At 34.0% G+C, this 22,373-nt stretch carries 21 protein-coding genes; 9 read left to right on the forward strand and 12 right to left on the reverse strand.

What is annotated here, in order from left to right:
* The first annotated feature begins 56 nt into the window (after positions 1-56).
* Positions 57-1,124 carry a serine hydrolase domain-containing protein gene (locus tag FA045_RS12835; protein WP_136877489.1) on the forward strand — a complete coding sequence of 356 codons (1,068 nt, stop codon included), beginning with the start codon at positions 57-59 and terminating at the stop codon, positions 1,122-1,124.
* A gap of 88 nt (positions 1,125-1,212) precedes the next feature.
* Entirely contained in the window at positions 1,213-2,169 is a 957-nt protein-coding gene (locus FA045_RS12840; protein WP_136877490.1) for a zinc dependent phospholipase C family protein, read from the forward strand.
* Between the two features lie 280 nt (positions 2,170-2,449).
* Here the strand turns inward: FA045_RS12840 and FA045_RS12845 are convergent, their stop codons facing one another.
* From FA045_RS12845 to FA045_RS12890, 10 genes are all read right to left on the reverse strand, one after another.
* Positions 2,450-3,133, reverse strand: coding sequence for a VTT domain-containing protein (locus tag FA045_RS12845; RefSeq protein ID WP_394347474.1), 684 nt, complete (start codon positions 3,131-3,133; stop codon positions 2,450-2,452).
* 349 nt (positions 3,134-3,482) lie between these two features.
* A complete protein-coding gene (gene dnaN / locus FA045_RS12850; protein ID WP_136877491.1) occupies positions 3,483-4,607 on the reverse strand; it encodes a DNA polymerase III subunit beta in 1,125 nt (374 codons plus the stop codon).
* Between the two features lie 32 nt (positions 4,608-4,639).
* Positions 4,640-6,376, reverse strand: coding sequence for a gliding motility-associated ABC transporter substrate-binding protein GldG (gene gldG, locus FA045_RS12855; protein WP_225871338.1), 1,737 nt, complete (start codon positions 6,374-6,376; stop codon positions 4,640-4,642).
* A complete protein-coding gene (gldF, locus tag FA045_RS12860; RefSeq protein ID WP_136877492.1) occupies positions 6,370-7,098 on the reverse strand; it encodes a gliding motility-associated ABC transporter permease subunit GldF in 729 nt (242 codons plus the stop codon). Before gldF ends, gldG begins: the two co-directional genes overlap by 7 nt.
* A 50-nt stretch (positions 7,099-7,148) precedes the next feature.
* Positions 7,149-7,919 (reverse strand): bestrophin-like domain, encoded by a 771-nt coding sequence (locus tag FA045_RS12865; protein ID WP_136877493.1) that lies wholly within the window; start codon positions 7,917-7,919, stop codon positions 7,149-7,151.
* Positions 7,920-8,003: 84 nt separating this feature from the next.
* Positions 8,004-8,537 carry a hypothetical protein gene (locus FA045_RS12870; RefSeq protein WP_136877494.1) on the reverse strand — a complete coding sequence of 178 codons (534 nt, stop codon included), beginning with the start codon at positions 8,535-8,537 and terminating at the stop codon, positions 8,004-8,006.
* A gap of 204 nt (positions 8,538-8,741) precedes the next feature.
* The gene (locus FA045_RS12875) at positions 8,742-9,281 is read right to left on the reverse strand and encodes a hypothetical protein (RefSeq protein ID WP_136877495.1); all 540 of its coding nucleotides are present in this window, start codon (positions 9,279-9,281) and stop codon (positions 8,742-8,744) included.
* Entirely contained in the window at positions 9,282-9,992 is a 711-nt protein-coding gene (locus FA045_RS12880) for an ATP-binding cassette domain-containing protein (RefSeq protein WP_136877496.1), read from the reverse strand.
* Between the two features lies 1 nt (position 9,993).
* Entirely contained in the window at positions 9,994-10,914 is a 921-nt protein-coding gene (locus tag FA045_RS12885) for a glycerophosphodiester phosphodiesterase family protein (protein WP_225871339.1), read from the reverse strand.
* Positions 10,915-10,978: 64 nt separating this feature from the next.
* Positions 10,979-12,028, reverse strand: a complete 1,050-nt coding sequence (locus tag FA045_RS12890; RefSeq protein WP_136877497.1) for a patatin-like phospholipase family protein — start codon at positions 12,026-12,028, stop codon at positions 10,979-10,981.
* A gap of 586 nt (positions 12,029-12,614) precedes the next feature.
* On the opposite strand from FA045_RS12890, the gene FA045_RS12895 reads away from it, so the two are divergent.
* Entirely contained in the window at positions 12,615-14,255 is a 1,641-nt protein-coding gene (locus tag FA045_RS12895) for a glycine--tRNA ligase (RefSeq protein WP_136877498.1), read from the forward strand.
* A gap of 105 nt (positions 14,256-14,360) precedes the next feature.
* Here FA045_RS12895 and FA045_RS12900 read toward each other — a convergent pair whose 3' ends face one another.
* On the reverse strand, positions 14,361-14,702 hold the full coding sequence (locus FA045_RS12900; RefSeq protein WP_136877499.1) for an arsenate reductase family protein: 342 nt from the start codon (positions 14,700-14,702) through the stop codon (positions 14,361-14,363).
* A gap of 1 nt (position 14,703) precedes the next feature.
* Positions 14,704-15,906 carry a C40 family peptidase gene (locus FA045_RS12905; protein WP_136877500.1) on the reverse strand — a complete coding sequence of 401 codons (1,203 nt, stop codon included), beginning with the start codon at positions 15,904-15,906 and terminating at the stop codon, positions 14,704-14,706.
* Between the two features lie 160 nt (positions 15,907-16,066).
* Here FA045_RS12905 and FA045_RS12910 point away from each other — a divergent pair, with 160 nt between their 5' ends.
* The 6 genes from FA045_RS12910 (at position 16,067) to FA045_RS12940 (ending at position 22,123) form a co-directional block, all read left to right on the forward strand.
* Complete coding sequence (locus FA045_RS12910; RefSeq protein ID WP_136877501.1) at positions 16,067-17,149, forward strand: calcium:proton antiporter; 1,083 nt, start codon at positions 16,067-16,069, stop codon at positions 17,147-17,149.
* 139 nt (positions 17,150-17,288) lie between these two features.
* Positions 17,289-17,777, forward strand: coding sequence for a GtrA family protein (locus FA045_RS12915; RefSeq protein ID WP_136877502.1), 489 nt, complete (start codon positions 17,289-17,291; stop codon positions 17,775-17,777).
* A 725-nt stretch (positions 17,778-18,502) separates the two neighbouring features.
* The gene (locus FA045_RS12925) at positions 18,503-20,188 is read left to right on the forward strand and encodes a DUF262 domain-containing protein (RefSeq protein WP_169305061.1); all 1,686 of its coding nucleotides are present in this window, start codon (positions 18,503-18,505) and stop codon (positions 20,186-20,188) included.
* A gap of 173 nt (positions 20,189-20,361) precedes the next feature.
* A complete protein-coding gene (locus tag FA045_RS12930) occupies positions 20,362-21,078 on the forward strand; it encodes a phytanoyl-CoA dioxygenase family protein (protein ID WP_136877503.1) in 717 nt (238 codons plus the stop codon).
* 224 nt (positions 21,079-21,302) lie between these two features.
* The gene (locus FA045_RS12935; RefSeq protein WP_136877504.1) at positions 21,303-21,632 is read left to right on the forward strand and encodes a DMT family transporter; all 330 of its coding nucleotides are present in this window, start codon (positions 21,303-21,305) and stop codon (positions 21,630-21,632) included.
* Positions 21,633-21,661: 29 nt separating this feature from the next.
* Positions 21,662-22,123, forward strand: coding sequence for an SRPBCC family protein (locus FA045_RS12940; protein ID WP_136877505.1), 462 nt, complete (start codon positions 21,662-21,664; stop codon positions 22,121-22,123).
* Positions 22,124-22,373 lie beyond the last annotated feature (250 nt).

Raw genomic sequence — 22,373 nt, forward strand, 5'->3', positions numbered from 1 at the left:
CGTTTCGCGATTTGTTTAGTCTTAAATGAAATAGACAATTTAAATCCTCCCCGCTCATGAAATTTTTTGTTTTCACTTTAGTCTTTTTATCAATTTTTGGCTGTAGCAAAAAAAACGATAACACACCCACCGAGCCTGATACAAAAATGTATTTCCCGGCAAATGCCAGCTCAAATTGGGAAACTACAAGTATGGTCGGCTTAAATTGGAATCAAAATGCGGTACAACCATTAAAAGAATACCTGCAACAAAAAAGAACAAAGTCTTTCATAATTTTAGTTAACGGCAGAATTGCAATGGAAGAATATTTTGATGGGCATACCGTAGCCACAACTTGGCAATGGAACAGTGCTGGTAAAACACTTGTTGCCACTACAACAGGCATAGCACAACAAGAGGGTTTATTAAATATCAATACTAAAGTTTCTCAATATTTGGGTAACGGCTGGACGAGCGAACCGATTGAAAAAGAGAATTTAATTACTTCTAAACATTTACTTACCATGACCTCGGGCATTAGCGATGATAAAGAATTGGTAATCAAAGCAAACTTAACTTATCTAGCCGATGCTGGTACTAGATGGTCTTATCACAATGTTTTTCAGAAACTGATGGATGTTGTTGGTGCAGCAAGCAATCAAGAGTTTGAAACTTACTTTAATGCCAAGCTAAAAAACAAAATCGGCATGGATGGTTTTTGGAATAATGGTCTTATTTTTAAAATTTACCATAGCAATACCCGCAGCATGGCTCGTTTCGGTCTTTTAGCATTACATAAGGGCAAATGGAATAGCGAAACTATCATTAATGAAACCTTTTTTAATGAAAGCATCAATACATCGCAAAACATCAATCCATCTTATGGTTATTTATGGTGGTTAAATGGTAAATCAAAATACATGGTTCCAGGTGCTCAAACCGTTTTTAATGGCAGTTTAGTTGCTAATGCACCTGCAGATATGTATGCTGCAATGGGCGCAGAAGATCAACGTATTTATGTTATACCAAGTAAAAACATGGTGATTGTTAGAATGGGTAACGCTTCAGATCCCGCAAATCCAAATTTTGCACTTTCTGGTTTCGATAACGAATTATGGCAAAAGATAAATGCTGTAATTAATTAAATAAAAACATTTGCATGTAGCTTATGGATAATCAAATAAAGAAATTTAGATTTTTTTAAACCACAAAAATTTTCTTTATATTCAAGTTATGAAAAGATTAGCAAAACTTATTTTGTTAATCATCCCTCTCATATTATGTACTTCTTGGGGCTTTTTTGCGCATCGGCGGATTAATCAATTGGCCATTTTTACCTTGCCAACTGAAATGGTTACTTTTTATAAAACTGCCAACAAATATATTATAGAACATGCAGTAGATCCTGATAAGAGAAGATACATCGACACTTTAGAGGCGCCAAGACATTATCTTGATGTAGAAAACTACGAAGAAAATATTGATAGCATTCCAGAAAAATTTAATGATGCTTTGGCAAAATATGGGCAGAAAAAACTCAACGAAAGTGGCATTGTACCTTGGCAAATTCAGCGAACTTACTACAGTTTAGTTAAAGCTTTTAAAACACACGATTCGTTAAGAATTTTAAAATACTCTGCGGATTTAGGCCATTACATTGGCGATGCTCATGTACCACTCCACACCACACACAACCACAACGGACAACTTACCAATCAACATGGTATACACGCTTTTTGGGAAAGCAGAATTCCTGAACTTTTTGCCGGAAAATATAACTTTGTAGTTGGTAAAGCGGTGTATATCGATGATCCTTTAAAAGCTGCTTGGAAAATTGTGAAACATTCGCACAGCCTTTTAGATAGTGTTTTAGTATTTGAAGCAACGCTGAATAAATCTTTTCCATCTGATCAAAAATATAGCTTCTCTGAAAGAAATAATGTTGTACTTAAACAATATTCCGAAGCTTATTCTAAAGCTTATCAAGATAAAATGAATGGCATGGTTGAGAAGCAAATGCGTGCCTCTATCCTATCTATCGGTTCGTTTTGGTTTTCCGCTTGGGTTGATGCTGGTCAGCCAACTTTGAAGAATTTAATCAAAACAGAAATAGATCCTGAGGAGAAAAAATGGATGGAGAAAACTGAACAAAAATATAAAGAAGGTAATATTATTGGCAGGGAGAATTAGAAAAGGCTGGTCTTTAGCAAGTAAACATATTTCGGTCGGTGAGACACCAACCGATAGGAAAAAAATCTAGACAAATTTAATTTTATAAACTGTCACGCTGAGCGTAGTCGAAGCGCATTATAAAGTCTTCGACTACGCTCAGACTGACAAAAAACAGCTAGAAATTATAAGTAGAAAAAAGCTACGAAATTTAATTTCGTTTTCGATATTTCTTTTTGAATTTTGATACAGCCTCTTCTCTCGCTGTGCTGCGTTCGATATGACTAAAGGGGCACAAAAACTAATCTTCTTTAATCTCTTCTTCTATTTGTTTTTCTATTGGTTTTTTAGAGAATAAAGATTTTAGAGCACCGTAAATTACTGGTAAAAATGTACCCACTGCAATAATTAACACTAAAATTTCAAAATTCTTTTCTACAAAAGGAATTTTACCTAATAAATAACCAGCGAATAACAAACTTGCAATCCATACTATACCACCAACAACATTATAAAAACTAAATTTACCGAATGACATTCTTGCTGCACCTGCAACGAATGGAGCAATTGTTCTTATAATTGGCAAAAAGCGACTAAATACAATGGCTTTAGCACCATGTTTTTCGAAATATTCGTGAGATTGATGGTAATATTTTAATTTCAGGATTTTATTATTCTCTTTAAATACCTTAATACCAAAGTATTTACCCAATTGATAGTTTAAAGTATTTCCGGTTATTGCTGCAATAATCAAAATAATTAACATGAACCAGATATTTAAACCAGTTCCCTCGCCTGCTACAAGAGCTCCAACAGCAAAAAGCATTGAATCGCCTGGCAAAAATGGTGTAACCACAAATCCAGTTTCTGCAAAAATGATGATGAATAAAATCAGATAAGTCCAGGTTCTATACTCCTGCATAATCTGCTCTAATGTATCTTTTGTATTCGTAAGTAATTGTACGAGTAAGTCGAAAAATTCCAATGTGTTTATATTTTATTCTGCAAAAGTAAGGATATCGTTTTGATAACGGAGTAATTTTTAAAATATGACTGCAATTAAATAATTTTTGCTTTTATTTCGCGTCATTTCGAACGAGTTTTTCACGAGAGCTAGTTCCGATTAATCGGAAAGAAATCTCTATCTCTCTTAAGCACTGACTGAACTAGTTGTAAAACAAAATCAGCAGCAACTTACTGACAGATCTCTCGTCGCTGCGCTCTGTCGAGATGACGAAATTGAAAAAATCAATGTGACGAAAAAAGGCTCGGTATAAACCAAGCCTTTTTTTATATCATATACTGAAAACTGCCAACTGAAAACCGTTAACTGATTAGTAGCTGTTATTAAGCATTACAGGCATCACCAACATTAAAACATCTTCATTTTCATCGTTAGTTTGTGGTATCAATAAACCTGCTCTATTTGGAGTAGAAAGCTCTAAAGTAACTTCCTCACCACTTAAATTACCCAGCATTTCGATTAAGAAACGAGCATTAAAACCAATTTCTAAATCCTCACCTTCGTATTGGCAACTTAAACGCTCGTGTGCTTCGTTAGCAAAATCTAAATCTTCTGATGAAATATTTAATTCGCTACCGTTTATTTTCAATCGCACTTGATGTGTAGTTTTATTGGCAAAAATTACAACCCTACGTAAAGTATTTAAAAACAAAGCTCTGTCAATTACCAATTTATTAGGGTTATTAGCTGGTATTACGGCTTCATAATCTGGGTAACGCTCATCAATTAAACGACAAACCAAATTGATATTTTCGAATTTGAAAAATGCGCTTGTTGCGTTATAATCTACAGAAACATTTACATCAGAATTTGGCAAAGCTGCTTTTAATAACGTTAAAGCTTTTTTAGGCAAAATAAATGATGATGCTTTATCTGCCTTGCCATCCATGCGACGGTAACGCACCAATTTATGAGCATCAGTTGCTACAAAAGTAATGTGCTGAGGGGAAAGTTGGCAATAAACACCAGTCATTGCAGGTCTTAACTCATCATTACTAACTGCAAAAATGGTTTTTGTAATGGCTTCTGCTAAAACAGATGCGGGTAAATTTACTGAAGAGGCATTATCTACAACCGGAATTTTAGGAAAATCATCTCCGTTTTCGCCACTTAATTTGTATTTACCATCACCAGCACTAATTTCGATAGAAAAAGTATTATCATCAATATTAAATGAAATTGGCTGATCGGGTAATGTTTTTAAAGTATCTAATAATATTCTAGACGGAACAGCAACTTTACCTTCTTCTTTAGATTCTACTGGCAATGAGGTTGTCATGCTGGTTTGCAAATCTGTAGCAGAAATGGTTAAATTCCCATCCTTAATTTCGAAAAGGAAATTTTCTAATATAGGCAAAACTGTACTGCTGCTAGATGCACCGTTAACCGTTTGTAAATGTTTTAATAATGTAGAGGTTGATACTATAAATCTCATTTTGGTTTTATATATATTCAAAAATATAAAAATTACTTTGCATACTTATGCTTACGGTAATAATGTTGAAAAGTTGCGAAACATATTAACAATATGAACGGGAAAGCAGTATTAATTAATTGCCATTTTAATTTTTCGGCTTTTATTAATGCTTTATTTAGCAATCTTACTTTTATTTCTTTGTTTCGCAAGGCGATAAGGTTATCATCATCTGTAAAATAATCGGCGATATTTAACAATAATGCTTTATTGCCATAATTTTGTTGGGTATATCTATCTAATCCTAACGGGAAAATAGAATTGTCAGCCTTACTATATTGATTTGCAAAAATATCTCCATCGCCAATTACTATCATTTTGGTTGGTTTACTAATAGCTGGCAAATTGTAATCTTCATCAATTCCTGCTGGTACTGGTCTATTTAAAAATACTGATTTAAATCTTCCTTCTAATAAAATACCTGCAGTTTTTGGCATACTGGTATATTCTTCTTGTTTTGGCTCTTGCGCCAACATTTGTAGGGAGAGCATTTTAGGCGTTTCAAAAACTTTATTGTAAGGTGATGTTTGAAGAATTATTGTTTTCTTTATGTTTGGCACATCTATAATATCTACTGTACTTGCAAATTCTGCTTTTACACCATCAATATTTTTCACCAGAGCATTGGATGTATCAGGAGTAAGAATTGGATAATAAATCCATGGTGCCAAATCTATTTGTGCTTGCTCACCAGGATTGTTGGTAGCCACCGGAATAGCTGCACTATTAACATCTGTTATTAAATTATAATTAATTCTAGCACCATATTCAAAAAGCATGTCATCAATGTTTAATTGATTATTGGTAGCCATTATTTCTGGTCGCTTTTGCAAACTATCTAAACTGGCAATAACCTGATCTATAGACCAAACCAACCTGCCACCTTTCATTACAAAATAGTTAATTTTATACTTTTCCAATTCGCTTAAAGCTGTTTGTGGTTTGGTAATAAAAAGAACATCCAAATCATCTAAGCCTTGTTTTTTAATAATTTGGAGATCTACAAAACCTGCATAAAAATTTTGCGAAAGCGTATTATTTACTGCATCGTAAAATTGAGTTTCTAATGCTTTGTTATGACCATCCAAAAATCCAATTTTAGGATTTTGGCCTTTTTGTAACCTCTTAATTGCTGCTGTAAATGAATATTCTAAATTTTGTATCGAGCTATTGATATTTGTTTCGTAATCAGTTGCTGGCCCGCCAGTTTTTTGCAATAAATTAATTGCCATTGGCTTGCCATCAATATCAATTAATGCCATTGGGAAGATAATTTTTTGCGTTAAACCAGCATCGTTTTTAATATTAATTGCGATGGGTTTAATCCCAATCTCACCCAAACTTTTAATTAGTGTATCTTGTTCATTTGCCGCCACACCATCCAAGGGATCTTGAAAAATAATTTTTACTTTGGCATTTGAGTACGCTTTATAATCATTCAACAAATCCTTCGTCGCATTGCGTAATCTCTTAAAAGCACTTGGTATTTCTCCGTCTAAAAACACAGTTATGGTGATGTCTTTTTCTGTTTTCGCTAAAATTTCTTTTGTTTTTGAGTTTAAGGTGTATCGTTTTTCTTTAGTAAAATCGATGCGTGTATAAAAGTATTGAGCAATTACATTTATCAACACCAAAACGGCTAAAAATCCAAGTATTTTTAGCCAATTCTTCTTTTTTAGTCTTTCAGAATTAGTCTTTGGTCTTTCAGCTTTAGTCTTAAAATCTACCACTTTCTACCTCCTATTGCTAGCTGTGTAAATCCTAAAAACAACAACACAAAAGTGATAAAGTAAACTAAGTCTCGAGTATCTAAAACTCCTCTGCTTATCGATTGATAATGCTCATTGATACCTAAATTGATTAGAATAATACCTAAAGTTTGCATTTCAAAGAGTTGGCTAAGCGATTCAAATCCACTGAAAGTGAAAAAGCATAAAAAAACAGCTACCGCGAAAGCAATAACTTGATTTTTTGTAATGGATGAAGCAAAAATACCAATGGCAGTAAATGCATTTCCTAATAAAAATAAACCTAAATACGAACCAATTACAGCTCCACTATCTATATTCCCTTTAGTTAAACCCAATTGATAAATGCTGTAATAATAGATTAGTGTTGGTAATAAAGCAAATAGCATTAAAACTACACAGGCAAGAAATTTAGCAGCTATAATTTGAGTATTGGTTAAAGGCTTTGTTGCCAAAATTATATAAGTACCTTCTCTTCTTTCTTCTGCAAACGAACGCATGGTAATAGCAGGTATCAAAAAAATAAATAAAAATGGCGCAAGACTAAAAAAGCCATTCAGCTCTGCATAACCATAATCTAATATAGAAGTTTCTGGAAAAAACCAAAGTAACATGGCGCAAGCCAATAAAAATATACCAATGGTGATGTAAGCCACCGATGAATTTAAAAAACTAAATAATTCTCGTTTAAAAACTGCGTACATGCAATGCGATTAATGATGCCGAAGTTAGCTAATTATTTATGAGTAAGAAATTATTCACCTTTCAAATGTGAATTGAAAATGCTGCTTATATCTGTTATACTTTGGTAATTTGGCTGTATAAAACCAAGGTTCGGGTGGTCTTGATCCCAAATTGCAGCTACCATAACCCAACTAATAAAGAAAAAGATACCTGCAAGTATGAAGGTTTGGTTATTTTCGATATTCATCATAAAACCTATTAAAAACCCAATTAAAAGCGAATAAACAATGAGAATTGCAATAATTAATGTTGGTGTACTTTGATTGTAATTCTCAGTTAACCTTATATAGGATGATCTTAAATTTGTGATGTGTGTTAAAATTCTATCTATTTCTGCACTTGTTTCTGCATTGGTTTTTTGATGCTGAATTAAAAATTTATCTAGATTTTGATCTATTTTAATAACTTCTGCAACAACCCTTGAAGTTGAAAATCCATTTACTTTTAAATTTTTATCATGTATTTCGAAAAATGATTTAAGATAGGTTTGCAAATGTTGCTTAAGTGGTTCATCGTAATATTTTGCCTTTTTCACCAATACTGATAATCTGTCGGCTACTGCATAAATTTCATGATTTCTATTTGCTGCATGGTTGCTAGATAAAACTAATGAAAATGAAAGTAGCAATGAGTAAATACTTACTAAGCTAGATTCAAGCCCGATAGATTTCCAAACTTTATTGAGTTTAACACGCTTTTTAGCATACAAAATGCCAATGTAAATACTAAAATAAAGCGCTGCCGGATATATTAGAAAGAAAAATATGTATTGAAATATCATAAACAAAAGGGATTACCATAAAATTAACAATAAAAAAGGCTTTCCACAATGTGAAAAGCCTTTAATAATGTAAAATATAATTGCTTACAAACCGAATGCAAAAGCTGCACGCAAACCAATAAAACCTCTAGAGCCACCATCTCTAGACCAGTTTTCGTAACGTACACCAAAATCTAAGCTAGATTTGTCTGAAACTGAAAAAGAAGTACCTAAAGTTGGAGCAAGAATGAATGAAGTACCCATTCCGTCTTCTGTGCTAATAGCAGCACCAACTTCACCTGCTCCATAAAAGTTACCTCCGAAATAATATTTAGCACCTGCTTTTAAAGGAATGTAGCCAAAACTTGTTGGTAAACCTGCTGCTTCTAGTATGTCTTTTGGATTTCCTGTAACCATATTAGCTAAATAACCTGCTGATAAAGTTAAATTTAATGCTTTAGCTACTGGTTGCTCAAATTGTAATGAACCACCTACATACAATTTATTTTCAGAATTGCTTCCTGTAGGAAAACCGAAATCTGCGCCAACACTTAATTTTCTAACCGCACCTTCTGTTTGTGCACTTGCTGCAAAACCTAAACCTGCAACTAAGGCTAATGATAATAATAATTTTTTCATTGTGTTTTTGTTAAATTAAATTTGAATTAATTGAACTTTAAGACACAAGAAGTTTGCCAATCGTTACAACTTTTAAGAGTTTTAGGAATAAAGATTAAGTTTTAAAAAACTAACAAAATGTAAATCAGTTCATTAATTTCTGAGCGAAATTTAATTCCTACATTAGCTTGACAAATGGTAAATAACCATATTGGCAGATTTTAACTAAAGATTAAAAGCGTAAGCAACCCTTAAACCAATAAAACTAAAAGTACTAAACGTTGCGTTTGTAGCTGTAATTGTTCTTCTGCTCGACCAACCTTCATAACGTAAGCCCACATCTAATTGGTTATCAGAATTGCGGAGTTTTAAATAAGTACCAACTCCTGGCGACCAAACGAAGCCTGATTTGGCATTTCCCGATATAGGAAAATTTGTACCAACTTGCCCTTCTACATAAAAATTAGGTGACGTATAATATTTAAAGCCACCTTTTAACGGTACAGCAGTTTCTGCTGGTGTGCGAATGCCAAAATAATTACGCCCTAAAAAACTAGTGATGCCACTATTAATAGTTAAACCAGTTTTTGGCGACAAGCCTAATTCTACTTTTATGGCCGCACTTGCTCCAATTGAACTGATATTTGATGAATTACCTGTTGGCACATTTAACTCTGGTCCGATGCCAATGGTACTAATTTGCGCTTTTGTAGTTGTAAAGATAAAAACGCAAATCAGCATGGTTAGTAATGTTCTAATTCTCATTTAATCTGACGTTAAGTTTCTAAAAATTTCTTCTAATGATGCTGTCTTATTTTTTTCTTTTAATCCCTGAAGCGTCTCATTTGCAACAATATTGCCTTTATTTATGATAATTACTTCATCACACAAAGCTTCTACTTCTTGCATAATGTGGGTAGAAATAATTACGGTTTTTTCTCTTCCTAAGTTTTTAATCAAAGTTCTTATTTCTGCCAATTGATTGGGATCTAAACCAGAGGTTGGTTCATCTAAAATTAACACTTCTGGATTATGAATAATGGCTTGAGCTAAACCGACACGCTGCTTGTAACCTTTAGAAAGTGTGCCAATTTTTTTATGCTGTTCTGCCGTTAAACCCACTTTTTTAATCACATCGTCAACTCTGTTTTTAAGATTGGGGATTTGATAAGTTTCGCCAACAAAATTTAAAAACTCACGGATGTACATTTCGTTGTACAAAGGTGTATTTTCTGGCAAATAACCAATTAGCTTTTTCACTGCCAATTCATCAGTTAAAATACTTTTACCACAAATTTCGGCATCGCCGGATGTTGGCTTCATATAACCAGTAAGCATTTTCATCGTTGTAGATTTTCCGGCACCATTTGGCCCTAAAAAACCCAAAATTTTCCCAGGTTTTGCCTCAAAGCTAATCTCATTTACTGCGATTTGGCTATCGAACTTTTTAACTAATTTTTTTACAACGATGCTCAATTTACTTTATGCTTAGGTTAGCAAATTTAAGTTTTTTATCAGTTCTATAGCTATCAAATTGTTTTCCTGCTAATACAACTTCATCAGTAGATATCATATCTGCTCCGTTAGCTAGTAATTTTTCGTAAACCTTTTGGTTTGGGTTAGCCATCGCACTGCGATCTAAGTTGCCCATTGAACCTAAAATGCAACTAATGCCTTTGCTGTGCAAATATTTATAAACTACCTGATCTGGTGCTGCTGTACCCACAAAAGCTACAATTCTATTGTTTGGTACGCCCATACTATTTAAACGCTCAATGTCTTCCACTTTTCTGGCAGATGCCGATATCATTAAATCTGGTGCTAATTTATGCACCTCGGCAGCTTGATTGGCATTATAAGTTATAATAATGGCGTTCGTTTCAGATTTAGTTTTACGTACCGCATCTACAATTTTAGCATAAGGTACACCTCTTTTAATATCGATGGTAAAAATCACCTTGTTTTTGCCCCATTTCAACACTTGCTCAATTGTAGGTATTTTAAATGAGGTTACCTGTCCTGCTTTATCTTTTAAGCTAAACTTTTGTAATTCTGTAAAGGTGTAGCTGCCAATTGGTCCAGTACCTGTACTTGTTCTGTCCAATTTGTCATCATGCATAACCACTAAAACAGAATCTTTACTTAAAGCCACATCAAACTCTATAATTACTGGCTGATAAGTAGTTGAATTTTCAAAAGTTTCAATCGCATTTTCTGGAAAGCCAGGCATTGGACCTCCACGGTGTGCACTAATTAATGGAAAACCGGCTGTTTCTCTATTTAAGAATGAACGAAATTCTTTGGCCGTTTTAAAACTAATATAATGATGTTTTGTTGGCCCGATAAATGAAATGCCAACAATGGCAAGAAGTAAAAACGAAAATTTAATGTGCTTCACGTAATCTATTTTGAATCGCAAAGTTAATCCTTTGTATTAAATTAGAATGTAATTAATGTGATGCTTATCGCTTTAAAAAGTTCCAAACTGAAGTTTCTTCTTTAGCTTTTTTATCTTCGATGAGATTTTTCACAATACGATCCAATAATTCTTCATTTTCGCTAACTAACTTATCGCCAAGGGAAACTATTTTTTGAATATTGGAAGGCGTAGCGGCATCCATTGAAGAATTTATGGAGGAAAGATTACTGGGATCGATACGGATATAATTGCTACTCTCATTTACCGATCTAAATAATTGTTTGAGAAAATAATTGCTACTTTCTGCAGAACTGCTACTCATAATGTCTACCAAAGCTGGCCCGATAGAAATTGCTTTTTTCTTTTTAAAATCTTCGTACTGGTAAGATATTTTCGACAAACCCGTACCTAATGATAAAATCCAAATATCATCAATTTTGTAGGTTTTGTAGGTCTTCATTACTTCTAACATTGCAGATAGAGATGGATTATGAGCAAATACACCACCATCTACCAAAGGATAACGTGTTTTTGCTAAAGAGAAGATTTCGGCAACAGCAAAATAAGTTGGCGCTGCAGCTGTTGCTCTGCAAACATCTTTGATATAAAAATCTCTAGAGGCACCATGAGAAATGGCTTTCTGTTGCCTGAATAGATGATTTTTACGTAACTCGATATCATAAGCGGTAATCATACAAGGCCTTAACAACTCGCTTAATTTTTTATTACCAAAATAGCCGTCTAAAATTTTCTCTAAAATTGTGGCATCATATAACTCGCTCACCAAACCAAATTTACCTAAAAACCGGCGCCATCTATTGGCCGAAAAAATTTCGACACCATGTTCTAAGTAAATATCTAAAGCTTGTTTTGCGGTATATTTAGGTTTTTGCAGGTTCTCATCATCCGGACAAAGCAAAATAGATAACAATATACCGCCCGTACTTGTACCAGCAAAAAAATCAAAATAATCTATTATATGTGCGTTTTGATTTTTAGTTGCCCTTTGAATTTTTTCTTCCAATGCCACTAAAATCATACCTGGGATAATCCCACGAATGCCGCCGCCATCTATAGAAAGAATTCTCTTCATTTTGTATACGCTTAGTAAATTACCGAAAGTAGGAAAAAATATTGAGTTGGCGTGCAGGGGTTAGTTGGTTAAGGGCTTAGGGTAAAATGCTTAATTTTTTTCTAAAAAAGCAAAAACAGAACTCTATTAAAGTAAGTCGGGCTATGCACTTCAATCTTTTTGTGCGCTTCGACTACGCTCAGCGTAACACAAAAAGGATTTCCGCTACTATCCCGTTTATATAACTTAAGCCGGTAATTCTATTACGGGTTGCTGTACGCCTAGAACTACATAGTAGCAAAAGCCTGAGTAAGATAAACCCCTGCCTACCGGCAGGCAGGCGACTTAGCGGAGATACTTTTTTGTTTAAACTTACGAAGTCTTCTAACACACGAGCAAGAGACTTCGTAAGTTTTAAAAAACAAAAAAGATTGTAGCGAGGGCGGGACTGATATAAGTTTTTTTGTAATAGAATTGCTTTTCAATTGACCATATAAGACATTTAAGGAAATATAAGTTGTCCGCTTGCATGTTATTAAGCTATAGTAATTCTGCTTTAGTCTTTTAGCTTTAGTCTTTCATCTTTAAATATTATCTTTGCGCTACTATGGCTAAAACAAACGACGAACAATTTAAAAATGTAATATCACACGCTAAGGAATACGGTTTTGTATTTCAAAGCAGCGAAATATATGACGGTTTAAGTGCCGTTTACGACTATGGACAACTAGGTGCCGAATTAAAGAATAATATTAAAACTTACTGGTGGAAAGCAATGGTGCAGATGCACGAAAACATTGTAGGAATTGATTCTGCAATTTTTATGCACCCTAAAGTATGGAAAGCAAGTGGGCATGTTGATGGTTTTAACGACCCAATGATTGACAATAAAGACAGTAATAAACGTTACCGTGCTGATCAGTTATTGGAAAATAAAATTGATGAATTATACTCGGAATTAGCAAATTTTAGCGAAGAGAACAAAACTAAATTCGAAAGCTTTCAGCATGGAATTTTAGCAAAAAGCGATGAAGATCAGGCTACTTGGATTACTGGTTTTAGAAACGAAACAGAAGTTGTAGATAATGCACAATACTCTTTTGTAGATGAGGCTAGCTGGAAGTTTGTTAAAAAAGGTTTAGCACTTGAGGTTGAAATGAATTTAGCCTTGAAATCTGAAAATCTAGCGCAACTAAAAGACTTAATTGTTGATTATAAAGTAATTTGCCCTATTTCTAAAACTTCAAACTGGACTGATGTTCGTCAGTTTAACTTGATGTTTAGCACCCAGTTTGGTGCAATGGCTGAAGGTAGCGATGAAGTTTACTTGAGGCCAGAAACAGCTCAAGGTATTTTTGTTAACTTTTTAAATGTGCAAAAATCTGGCAGAATGAAAATTCCTTTTGGGATTGCACAAATTGGAAAGGCTTTTAGAAACGAAGTAATTGCTCGTCAGTTTATTATGCGGATGCGTGAGTTTGAGCAAATGGAAATGCAATTTTTTGTTCGCCCTGGCGAAGATGTAAAATGGTTTGCTTACTGGAAAGAAGCTCGTTTAAAATGGCACAAAGCTTTGGGCACTGCTCCAGAAAAATATCGTTTCCACGACCATGTTAAGTTGGCACATTATGCCAATGCAGCAACAGATATCGAATTTGAATTCCCTTTTGGTTTTAAAGAAGTTGAAGGTATACACAGCAGAACTGATTTCGATTTAACACAACACCAAGAGTTTTCTGGAAAGAAAATGCAATATTTTGATAACGATTTAAATGAAGAAGGTAAACCTTATGGCAATTACGTTCCTTATGTTATCGAAACTTCGATAGGTTTAGATAGAATGTTCTTGTTAACAATGATTAACGCCTTTGAAGAACAAGATTTAAGTACTGAAGATAAACAAGACAGTAGAACTTTGCTTCGTTTACATCCAGCTTTGGCACCAATTAAAGTGGCTATTTTCCCTTTAACTAAAAAGGATGGTTTACCAGAAAAAGCTCGTGAAATTATGGATCAATTGAAATTTGATTTCAACTGTGTTTATGAAGAGAAAGATGCTATTGGTAAACGTTACCGTCGTATGGATGCCATTGGCACACCTTTCTGCGTAACTGTAGATCATCAAACTTTAGAAGATAATACAGTAACAATAAGACATAGAGATACGATGGAGCAACAACGTATTGAAATTAAAGAATTACATACAATTATTGAAGGTAAAGTAAGCTGGAGAAATTTATTGGCTTAATATGCACCCGTCATTTCGAACGAGGCACGAGGAGAAATCTGTTTAGATTGTTTACAAAAAAGATTTCTCCTCGTGAAAAACTCGTTCGAAATGACGTTAATTTTTTTACAAAATCTCATCCAAAGCATCTTCACTTCTACCAATAACCGCTAAATCGCCTTTAATTAAAATTGGTCTTTGTATTAAAATCGGGTTTTCATGCATGGCTAAAATCCATTCTTCATCAGACAAGGTTTTGCCTTTAAATTTTTCCTTGTATAGGTTTTCTGTAATTCGAACCAGTTCAAAAGGCTTAATGCCTAGTTTTGCAATAATTTCTTTTAAAAGTTTAATACTGGGTACCTGTTCTAAGTAATTAATAACTTCAAAATCTTCTCCACTTTTTGTTAATTCTGCCAAGGCAGTTCTGCTTTTACTACAGCTATTGTTGTGATATATTGTAATCATCTTATTTTCTCCCATACCAATCGTGTTCCTCTACCCTCGTAATTTCGGGCTTACCAATTTCAGTTAAAATTCTTCGAGCACCAACCAAAGTTGTGCTTTGTCCAGCATCATAATTGGCAGCTGTTGGTATCAAACTACTAATTTTAACCATTCCAGCGCTTTGTATAAACTCTCCATCGCCCATGTAAATTGCAGTATGGGTAACTCTGCCGCCATTTACACCTCTCCGCTTTGCGGCCGAAAAAAATAACAGATCTCCAGCTTGTAAATTTTTCATACATTTTGCTACGCTAATGTTATCATTTTCCAAAACATCAACTACGTTGCCAACTAAAGCTTGCTGCGATGCATCACGTGGAATAATAATCCCATTTAAAAAATAAGCGGTTTTGGTAAAACCACTACAATCTACCCCTTTAACAGATGTACCGCCCCATAAATAAGGTACGCCAACTAAATTTTTTGCAGTAGTTAAAATTGCTTTAGCCGATGGATTGTTTCTTTTAACCCAATCTTCATAAGGTTTAATTTTAGCTGTTTCTACATAACCTACTCTCCCATCAGGATAAGCGACTTTACTAAAGACCTTTCCATTATTTAACAATTGTAAGATATTACCACTCACCAAATCAGAAACACGTAACTCATTAGCATTAGGTTTTGTAAATGCATGACCAAAATCTGCCGTAAACACCACTTTTTCTGCAGCTTGCCACGTTTCAAATTCGGTTTTTGTCATTGGCTTAATCGCACTTCCATCCGTCCAACTCAAATATAAATCTGGCGTTTGCACCAAATAAAATCCACCTTGCTTTTTTAAAATCTTAACGGGCGTACCCAAAATCATTTGTGTCATCAGCTCTGCTGCATTTTGGGGATTTGCTCTATTATTACTTACAGACAAATTAGAAACCCCATATTCTAATCCGTTTAATGCTTTACTCGGCAACAAAACCGAAGTATATTTAACCTCAGAACGAGTTGGTTTTAATTTCTCAAATTCGGCTAAAACCAATGCAGACGAACTTTCTAACCATACCGAGTCGCCTTTAATTTGTAGGTTTACATAAATTGCTCGTTTATCAGGAGCAAATTTCTTTTGAATTTCTTTGGCTAATAAGCGATAAGCAGCCGTATCAGTCTGCCCATGAGCAAGCAATTCAAAAAAACTCAAAATTAAAGCAAATAACAGGCTTTTCATCATATCTCAATATTGAAAGACTAAGGTACAAAAACGCACTTTATATCCATTTTTGAAACGTAAATATCTGCTTACAAAAAGCAAAAAACCAATATTTATGTGTATTTTAAGAAATCTACAAACACTAAAGCGCTATAAATGTTATTAAAATACAAATTAAATTATGCTTAAAAAACTACAATTACCCTTATGGACAATAGTGGCACCCATTCTTGCTTGGTTAGCTTATTTTAGTCCAATAAGTGGGTTAGGTACATCATACATTATTATACTTACCATATTATTAATTGCAAGCGTTTTAGCTGCAGTGCACCATGCCGAAGTAGTTGCACACAAAGTTGGCGAACCTTATGGCACGTTGCTGTTGGCATTGGCTATTACAACAATCGAAGTGGCACTAATCGTGTCATTAATGTTAACTGGCGGACCAGAAACTACTGCTTTAGCCCGAGATACAGTACTAGCTGCAGTAATGATTATCCTTACTGGTATGATTGGTATTTGTATATTAGTTGGAGGTGCAAAATTTAAGCAACAAGTTTTTAGTTTAAGTGGCGTAAGTGTGGCTTTAGTAGCTTTGAGTGCAATTATTGTTCTAACACTAATTTTACCAAATTACACTACCAGTAAACCTGGACCTTTTTACAGTCCGGTGCAATTGGGTTTTGTAGCAGTTATCTCCTTAATTATTTATGGTGCTTTTGTATTAACGCAAACCGTTAGGCATCGAGATTTCTTTTTGCCTCCCGTAGAAGCTGGTAATGAAGAAGTTCATGCAGCACCACCCTCAAAAAAAACAGCTTTAATTAGTGGCATTTTGCTACTCACTTGCTTAGCCATTGTGGTGTTATTAGCCAAAGCATTAGCACCAGATATAGAACTTGCCATTGTAAATGCTGGTGCGCCAAAATCTTTAGTTGGGGTAATTATTGCAGCCGTAGTTTTACTACCCGAAGGCTTAGCAGCCTATAATGCCGCCCGAAAAAACCGCCTGCAAACTAGTTTAAATTTAGCTTTAGGCTCGGCATTGGCTAGTATTGGTTTAACTATACCAGCAGTAGCCATTGTAGCTATGATTACTGGCATGACGATCACATTAGGGGTAGATATGAAAGCAACCGTATTACTTTTACTATCGCTCTTTACCATTATGCTATCATTAGCTACTGGAAAAACCAATATGCTGCAAGGTGTAGTTTTATTGGTTATTTTTGCCACTTACCTTTTTACCATTATAGCGCCTTAAAACAAGTTGCAAATTTTAAAATACCATAGTCAATACTTAAATTGCGTGCTTTAAATAATAAAGCACGCAATTGTTTATATAATACAATTTTTAGCTAAGCTTATGCGTTACAAAATAAATTAACAACTCTTGCCAACCTATGCGTAAAGCCATTTTAGCCATTATAGATTTCTTTTATCCACCTTTTAAAAAATGGTTTTCGTTACATACATTTAGGTACATGGCCAGTGGAGGTATTACGGTTGCAACAGGCATTATTGGCTACTACATTATCTACAACTACATTTTGCACCAGCAAGATGTGCACATTAACCGATTTTTAATCACTGCACCAATTGCCGCCCTAATTTTAGAATCTGCAGTAACTTTTTGTGTTGGTTTTGTGCTAAACAAATACCTGGTTTTTACCAAATCTAACCTCAAAGGGCGCATACAATTATTTAGGTATGCCACTGTTTACGGTACAAATATTTTGTTAAACTACGCATTAATGAAAATTTTGGTAGAAGGATTTTTATTTTACCCAACTATTTCCAAAGCCTTAATTACACTCATATTGGCTGTATTTAGTTACTTTTCGCAAAAGTATTTCACGTTTCGCGTTAAAAAAGATTTCCCTAAAATTTAATTTTTAGCAAAGCTATGGCACAAGCTTTTTTTAAAGTTTGCTCCTGCTTTTCGCTATATCTTTTTGCCCACTGCAAAACTTGCGAAGTCTATTTACTACTTTGTCAGAAGACTTCTTAAGTTTTAAGACTTTAACCAAAAAGGATATCGCTGCAATCAGGTTTAGAATGAAAAAATAGTGCTCAAGTTTAAGGTTGCATGACGGGTTGAAAAAATAAATTATGCTTACGGGAAACCGTAACGTGGTGGTTAAATTTTGTATTACCTTGCTTCTGAAAATAAAGAATTAGCAACTATTGACAATAAATATGTCATTGAGAATGAAAAGTTAATCGATTGCTACAATTTATAGTTAATTGAAATCCGACATTTTAGATCTAACGGGGAAAGCTGAAAACCGAATAGAGTAAGCACAAATGAAAAAACCAAAAATATTATGGCAAACTTTTATTGCAAATGGTGCGGAAATAAATATTCCAGCGTTTCAAGTTTAACAATGAACTCTTGTTCAAGAAATCCAGAGGGAAAGAAACACGAACTTTACGAAGGAAGTGAAAAACCACAATACACTTGTAAATGTTGTGGAAACAAGTATTCCAGTTTGTCAAGTTTGACTATGAACTCTTGCTCAAAAAGTCCAACAAAAAAACACCAACCAGCTCTTTAAAAACATTTATCAAAGGTGGCTTCGTCACCTTTGATATTTTTTAATCCGAAACATATTTAATGGAAGCATCTACAACTATAAAACAAATGTTAGCAGGCAACAAGATTTTTGTGCCAACTTATCAAAGAGCATATTCTTGGGACACAGAACTTGAAAAAGTAAATTCACCAAAACAGACAAACGTTTTTTTATCTGATTTGGAAGACTATAATAAAAGTTCAACCAAATCAAAATACTATTTCGGACACTTTTTATTTGAAGAAAAAGACGAGAAAAAGTTTGGAATAATTGACGGACAACAGCGAATGACGACAATCATTATTTTCTTATCAGTATTATTCAGCAGACTAAAACAAATCAGACCTTTAAATGAAACAGAGCAGGAAACATTTGAAGATATCATTAAACGAAACTCAACTTATCGTTTTGAAACAGTTGATTATGACGACAGATTTTTCAAAGATTGCGTAATTGACCAAAGCAAAAAAGACAGAAATGGAATAAAAACCGTTTCTGCAAAACGTATTGCAATTGCGTTTGACTTTTTCACTTCACAACTTGCAGATAAAGACGAAACGTATTTATTGAAAATGTTGGATACAGTTCAAAACGCATCTTGCACAACACATCCAGTAAAAGACGCATCGGAAGCAATTCAAATGTTTATTTTCCAAAACAACAGAGGTAAACAACCTTCAAATTTGGAAATTATTAAGGCTCAATTTATGTTCAACGTTCATCTTTATGGTGGAGAAGAAAAAGAAAGTCTGATAAAAGAAATCAAAGACCGATTTGAAGAAATTTATAAATCAATTTCTTCAATTGAATACCGAATTAACGAAGATGATGTTCTGGTTTACACACTTCGTGTTCATTTCAATTCACTTTGGGAAACAAATGCAATCGACAAAATAAATAAGTTGTTAACGGAAGCAAATCCAATACCATTTATCAAATCATTTACTCAATCGCTTGCAATCAGTTTTGAGCATCTAACAACATTTTTCAGCAAAGACGAAAGAGAAAATTTGGAAATTCATTCGCTTGTAACACTTGGTGGAATTGGTATTGCAATGCCTTTCATTATCAAAGCATACAAATTTGGTTTACCAATAAATCAAATCAATTTGCTTTGTAGCAAGTTGGAAACAATGGTTTTGCGACATAGACTAATCGGAACAAGAGCCGAAATTACATCACGATTAAATGACGTTTACCAAAAATTCACTTCTGAAAATCCTGACATCACACCAATAAATATTAGAATTGATTGGATGAAAACTACACAAGATTGGTGGTGGTCATATTGGGGGAACAAAGAATTAGAGCGTTCAATTCAAGGCGGATTAAATCATTCAACTGCAAAATATCTACTTTGGAAATATGAAAACCATTTGCAAAGTCAAGGCAAAAGTGGTTACAAAGCAACACGTTTTGACAAAATCGTTAATCCAGAATTAGAACATATTGCACCGCAAACCGAAAATCCTGAAACAGGATATGACAATTATGACGAGGAATTTGTAAATCAATACATCAATTGTTTAGGGAATTATTTGTTGCTTTCTAAGTCACATAATTGTTCAGTTGGTAACAAACCATTTGCCGATAAGAGAGCTACTTATAAAGAGTTGACACAGCAACGAGAAATTCAAGAAATGACGGTTAAAAGTGAAACTTGGACGAAAGAACTTATACAACAACGTAAAGAGAAAATCGTTAAATTCGTAATTGAAAATGTATAACCGAAAACAACACAGCAAGTAACAACACATTTGCAATAGGCGGGCTTTCGTACTCCGCAGACAGTTTTGTGGTAGTCGAAAGTTTTGTGCTCTGAATAAACATTTGTGCTAAAAATCCGCCACATCGCCAAGCCGTAAAACGTTAACTACTTAAACCAACACCATCGATAAAAATGACTATAACCGAAAGCCAAAAAGTAGAAATTGCTGAAAATGGTTTTACGACTGTTAACAATATATATACTGATGAAGAAATAGAGCAAATACTGTGGGCCATTAACCACGCCAACCAAACAAAAGAAACTTTTAGAAAATCGGCTGATCTTTTCGCCATTAGACAGTTTTTAAAAGAAATTCCAGAGATGAGGAATTTAGTATTTAACGAGAAGCTAAATAATATTATGGTTCAAATATTAGGCGATAAATACTTTGTGGTAAAGAGCATTTATTTCGACAAACCTGAAACTTCAAATTGGTATGTTGCTTATCATCAGGATTTGACAATTTCTGTTGACAAAAAAATTGAACTTGAAAATTTCGGACCTTGGACAGCAAAGCAAAACCAGTTTGCGGTACAACCACCAATTCACATCTTAGAAAATAATTTTACTATCCGCATTCATTTAGACGATACAGATGAAAATAACGGTGCATTAAGAGTTATTCCACAATCACACTTAAAGAAAGTTTATAGACCAGAAACTATCGATTGGACAACTGAAATTGAAACAACATGCGTTGTTAACAAAGGTGGAATTATGATAATGAAACCTTTAATTTTACACAGCTCAAGCCGTACAACCAATAACAAAAAAAGACGAGTAATTCACATTGAATTTTCAAATCAAGAACTACCAACAGCACTAAAGTGGGCAGAAAGAATGAATTAACAATAAAATCATTTGAACAATTGGTTTTTGTATTCTATTTAAGCTGTTTAAAAAACTGATCTTCGACTACGCACGGACTGGCTTCAAGAGATAGCTATTTAAAGGCTAATTAGCTCGTTTGTCACGAAAAACTATTCCCAACCACAACAAAAGCTCTCACAACAAATTCAAATTAATTACCAATTCCCCTTTACATTTTCCATCTTTGCTTAAAATACAACACCATGAATTGGATCATTTTAATTATTGCTGGCTTATTTGAAGTAGCTTTTGCTTCTTGCTTAGGTAAAGCCAAAGAAGCAACAGGCAACGATGTTTATTATTGGTACATCGGCTTTTTTATTTCGCTTACCATAAGTATGTTGTTGCTAGTTAAAGCAACCCAAACCTTACCAATTGGCACCGCTTATGCTGTGTGGACTGGTATTGGCGCTGTTGGAACAGTACTAATGGGCATTTTTGTTTTTAAAGATCCAGCAAATTTTTGGAGAATATTTTTTATTTTTACTTTAATAGGTAGCATTATTGGCTTAAAAGCTGTTTCTGCACATTAAAAAAATAGCTTACTGATATTTAAAATACAATGGCAACTAACATTATCCAAACCACGCCCGAAAGCGAAATTGTAAGCTCAAGGATTGTAAACTTTAAAATTGAAAGTGTTTTTGAAGCATTTGCTAATCCGGCTCATTTAAAAAATTGGTGGGGACCAGCAGGTTTTACCAATACTTTTAATGAATTTGATTTTAGGGTTGGTGGCAAATGGAGTTTTATAATGCATGGGCCCGAAGTTGGAAATTATGCCAACGAATGTGAATTTATTAAAATAGAAAAACCTACATTAATTGCTTGGAAAAGACTTTCACAACCCTTGTTTCAAGTTCTTTTTACGTTTGAGAGCTTAGCCGAAAGCCAAACCAAAATTGTTTTTAAAATGCTTTTTGAAACTGCTAAAGAGTGCAGCAAGCTAAAACCTTATGTAATTGATAAAAACGAGGAGAACTTTGATAAATTAGAGGTTGAGCTTGAAAAATTGAATGACTAAAAAATCTACTTCATTCGCAGCCCAAGCGGCAATTTCATTTTTTTTAACATAAGTATTTGAAAATCAACACTTTAAATAATTATCTAAGCTTTTGGCATTTACATCCTGCAACTGAACCAAAGAGTAGTACAATTGCATTTTAAACCCGACTTAGCGAGAAATACTTTTTTGTTTTAAACTTACGAAGTCTTCTAAAGCAATCTCGAGAGACTTTGTAAGTTTTAAAAAACAAAAAAGATTGAAGCGTTGG

The organism is Pedobacter cryotolerans (genome assembly GCF_005116475.1).
GTDB lineage: Bacteria > Bacteroidota > Bacteroidia > Sphingobacteriales > Sphingobacteriaceae > Pedobacter > Pedobacter cryotolerans.

What these genes read in the sequence shown, in the direction of transcription:
- FA045_RS12905 (WP_136877500.1), bottom strand. Translation starts at nt 15,906, where the DNA reads ATGATGAAAAGCCTGTTATTTGCTTTAATTTTGAGTTTTTTTGAATTG.
- FA045_RS12930 (WP_136877503.1), top strand. Translation starts at nt 20,362, where the DNA reads ATGACTATAACCGAAAGCCAAAAAGTAGAAATTGCTGAAAATGGTTTT.
- FA045_RS12910 (WP_136877501.1), top strand. Translation starts at nt 16,067, where the DNA reads ATGCTTAAAAAACTACAATTACCCTTATGGACAATAGTGGCACCCATT.
- FA045_RS12890 (WP_136877497.1), bottom strand. Translation starts at nt 12,028, where the DNA reads ATGAAGAGAATTCTTTCTATAGATGGCGGCGGCATTCGTGGGATTATC.
- FA045_RS12940 (WP_136877505.1), top strand. Translation starts at nt 21,662, where the DNA reads ATGGCAACTAACATTATCCAAACCACGCCCGAAAGCGAAATTGTAAGC.
- FA045_RS12840 (WP_136877490.1), top strand. Translation starts at nt 1,213, where the DNA reads ATGAAAAGATTAGCAAAACTTATTTTGTTAATCATCCCTCTCATATTA.
- dnaN (WP_136877491.1), bottom strand. Translation starts at nt 4,607, where the DNA reads ATGAGATTTATAGTATCAACCTCTACATTATTAAAACATTTACAAACG.
- FA045_RS12935 (WP_136877504.1), top strand. Translation starts at nt 21,303, where the DNA reads ATGAATTGGATCATTTTAATTATTGCTGGCTTATTTGAAGTAGCTTTT.
- FA045_RS12870 (WP_136877494.1), bottom strand. Translation starts at nt 8,537, where the DNA reads ATGAAAAAATTATTATTATCATTAGCCTTAGTTGCAGGTTTAGGTTTT.
- FA045_RS12865 (WP_136877493.1), bottom strand. Translation starts at nt 7,919, where the DNA reads ATGATATTTCAATACATATTTTTCTTTCTAATATATCCGGCAGCGCTT.
- FA045_RS12925 (WP_169305061.1), top strand. Translation starts at nt 18,503, where the DNA reads ATGGAAGCATCTACAACTATAAAACAAATGTTAGCAGGCAACAAGATT.
- FA045_RS12915 (WP_136877502.1), top strand. Translation starts at nt 17,289, where the DNA reads ATGCGTAAAGCCATTTTAGCCATTATAGATTTCTTTTATCCACCTTTT.
- FA045_RS12900 (WP_136877499.1), bottom strand. Translation starts at nt 14,702, where the DNA reads ATGATTACAATATATCACAACAATAGCTGTAGTAAAAGCAGAACTGCC.
- FA045_RS12875 (WP_136877495.1), bottom strand. Translation starts at nt 9,281, where the DNA reads ATGAGAATTAGAACATTACTAACCATGCTGATTTGCGTTTTTATCTTT.
- gldF (WP_136877492.1), bottom strand. Translation starts at nt 7,098, where the DNA reads ATGTACGCAGTTTTTAAACGAGAATTATTTAGTTTTTTAAATTCATCG.
- FA045_RS12895 (WP_136877498.1), top strand. Translation starts at nt 12,615, where the DNA reads ATGGCTAAAACAAACGACGAACAATTTAAAAATGTAATATCACACGCT.
- FA045_RS12835 (WP_136877489.1), top strand. Translation starts at nt 57, where the DNA reads ATGAAATTTTTTGTTTTCACTTTAGTCTTTTTATCAATTTTTGGCTGT.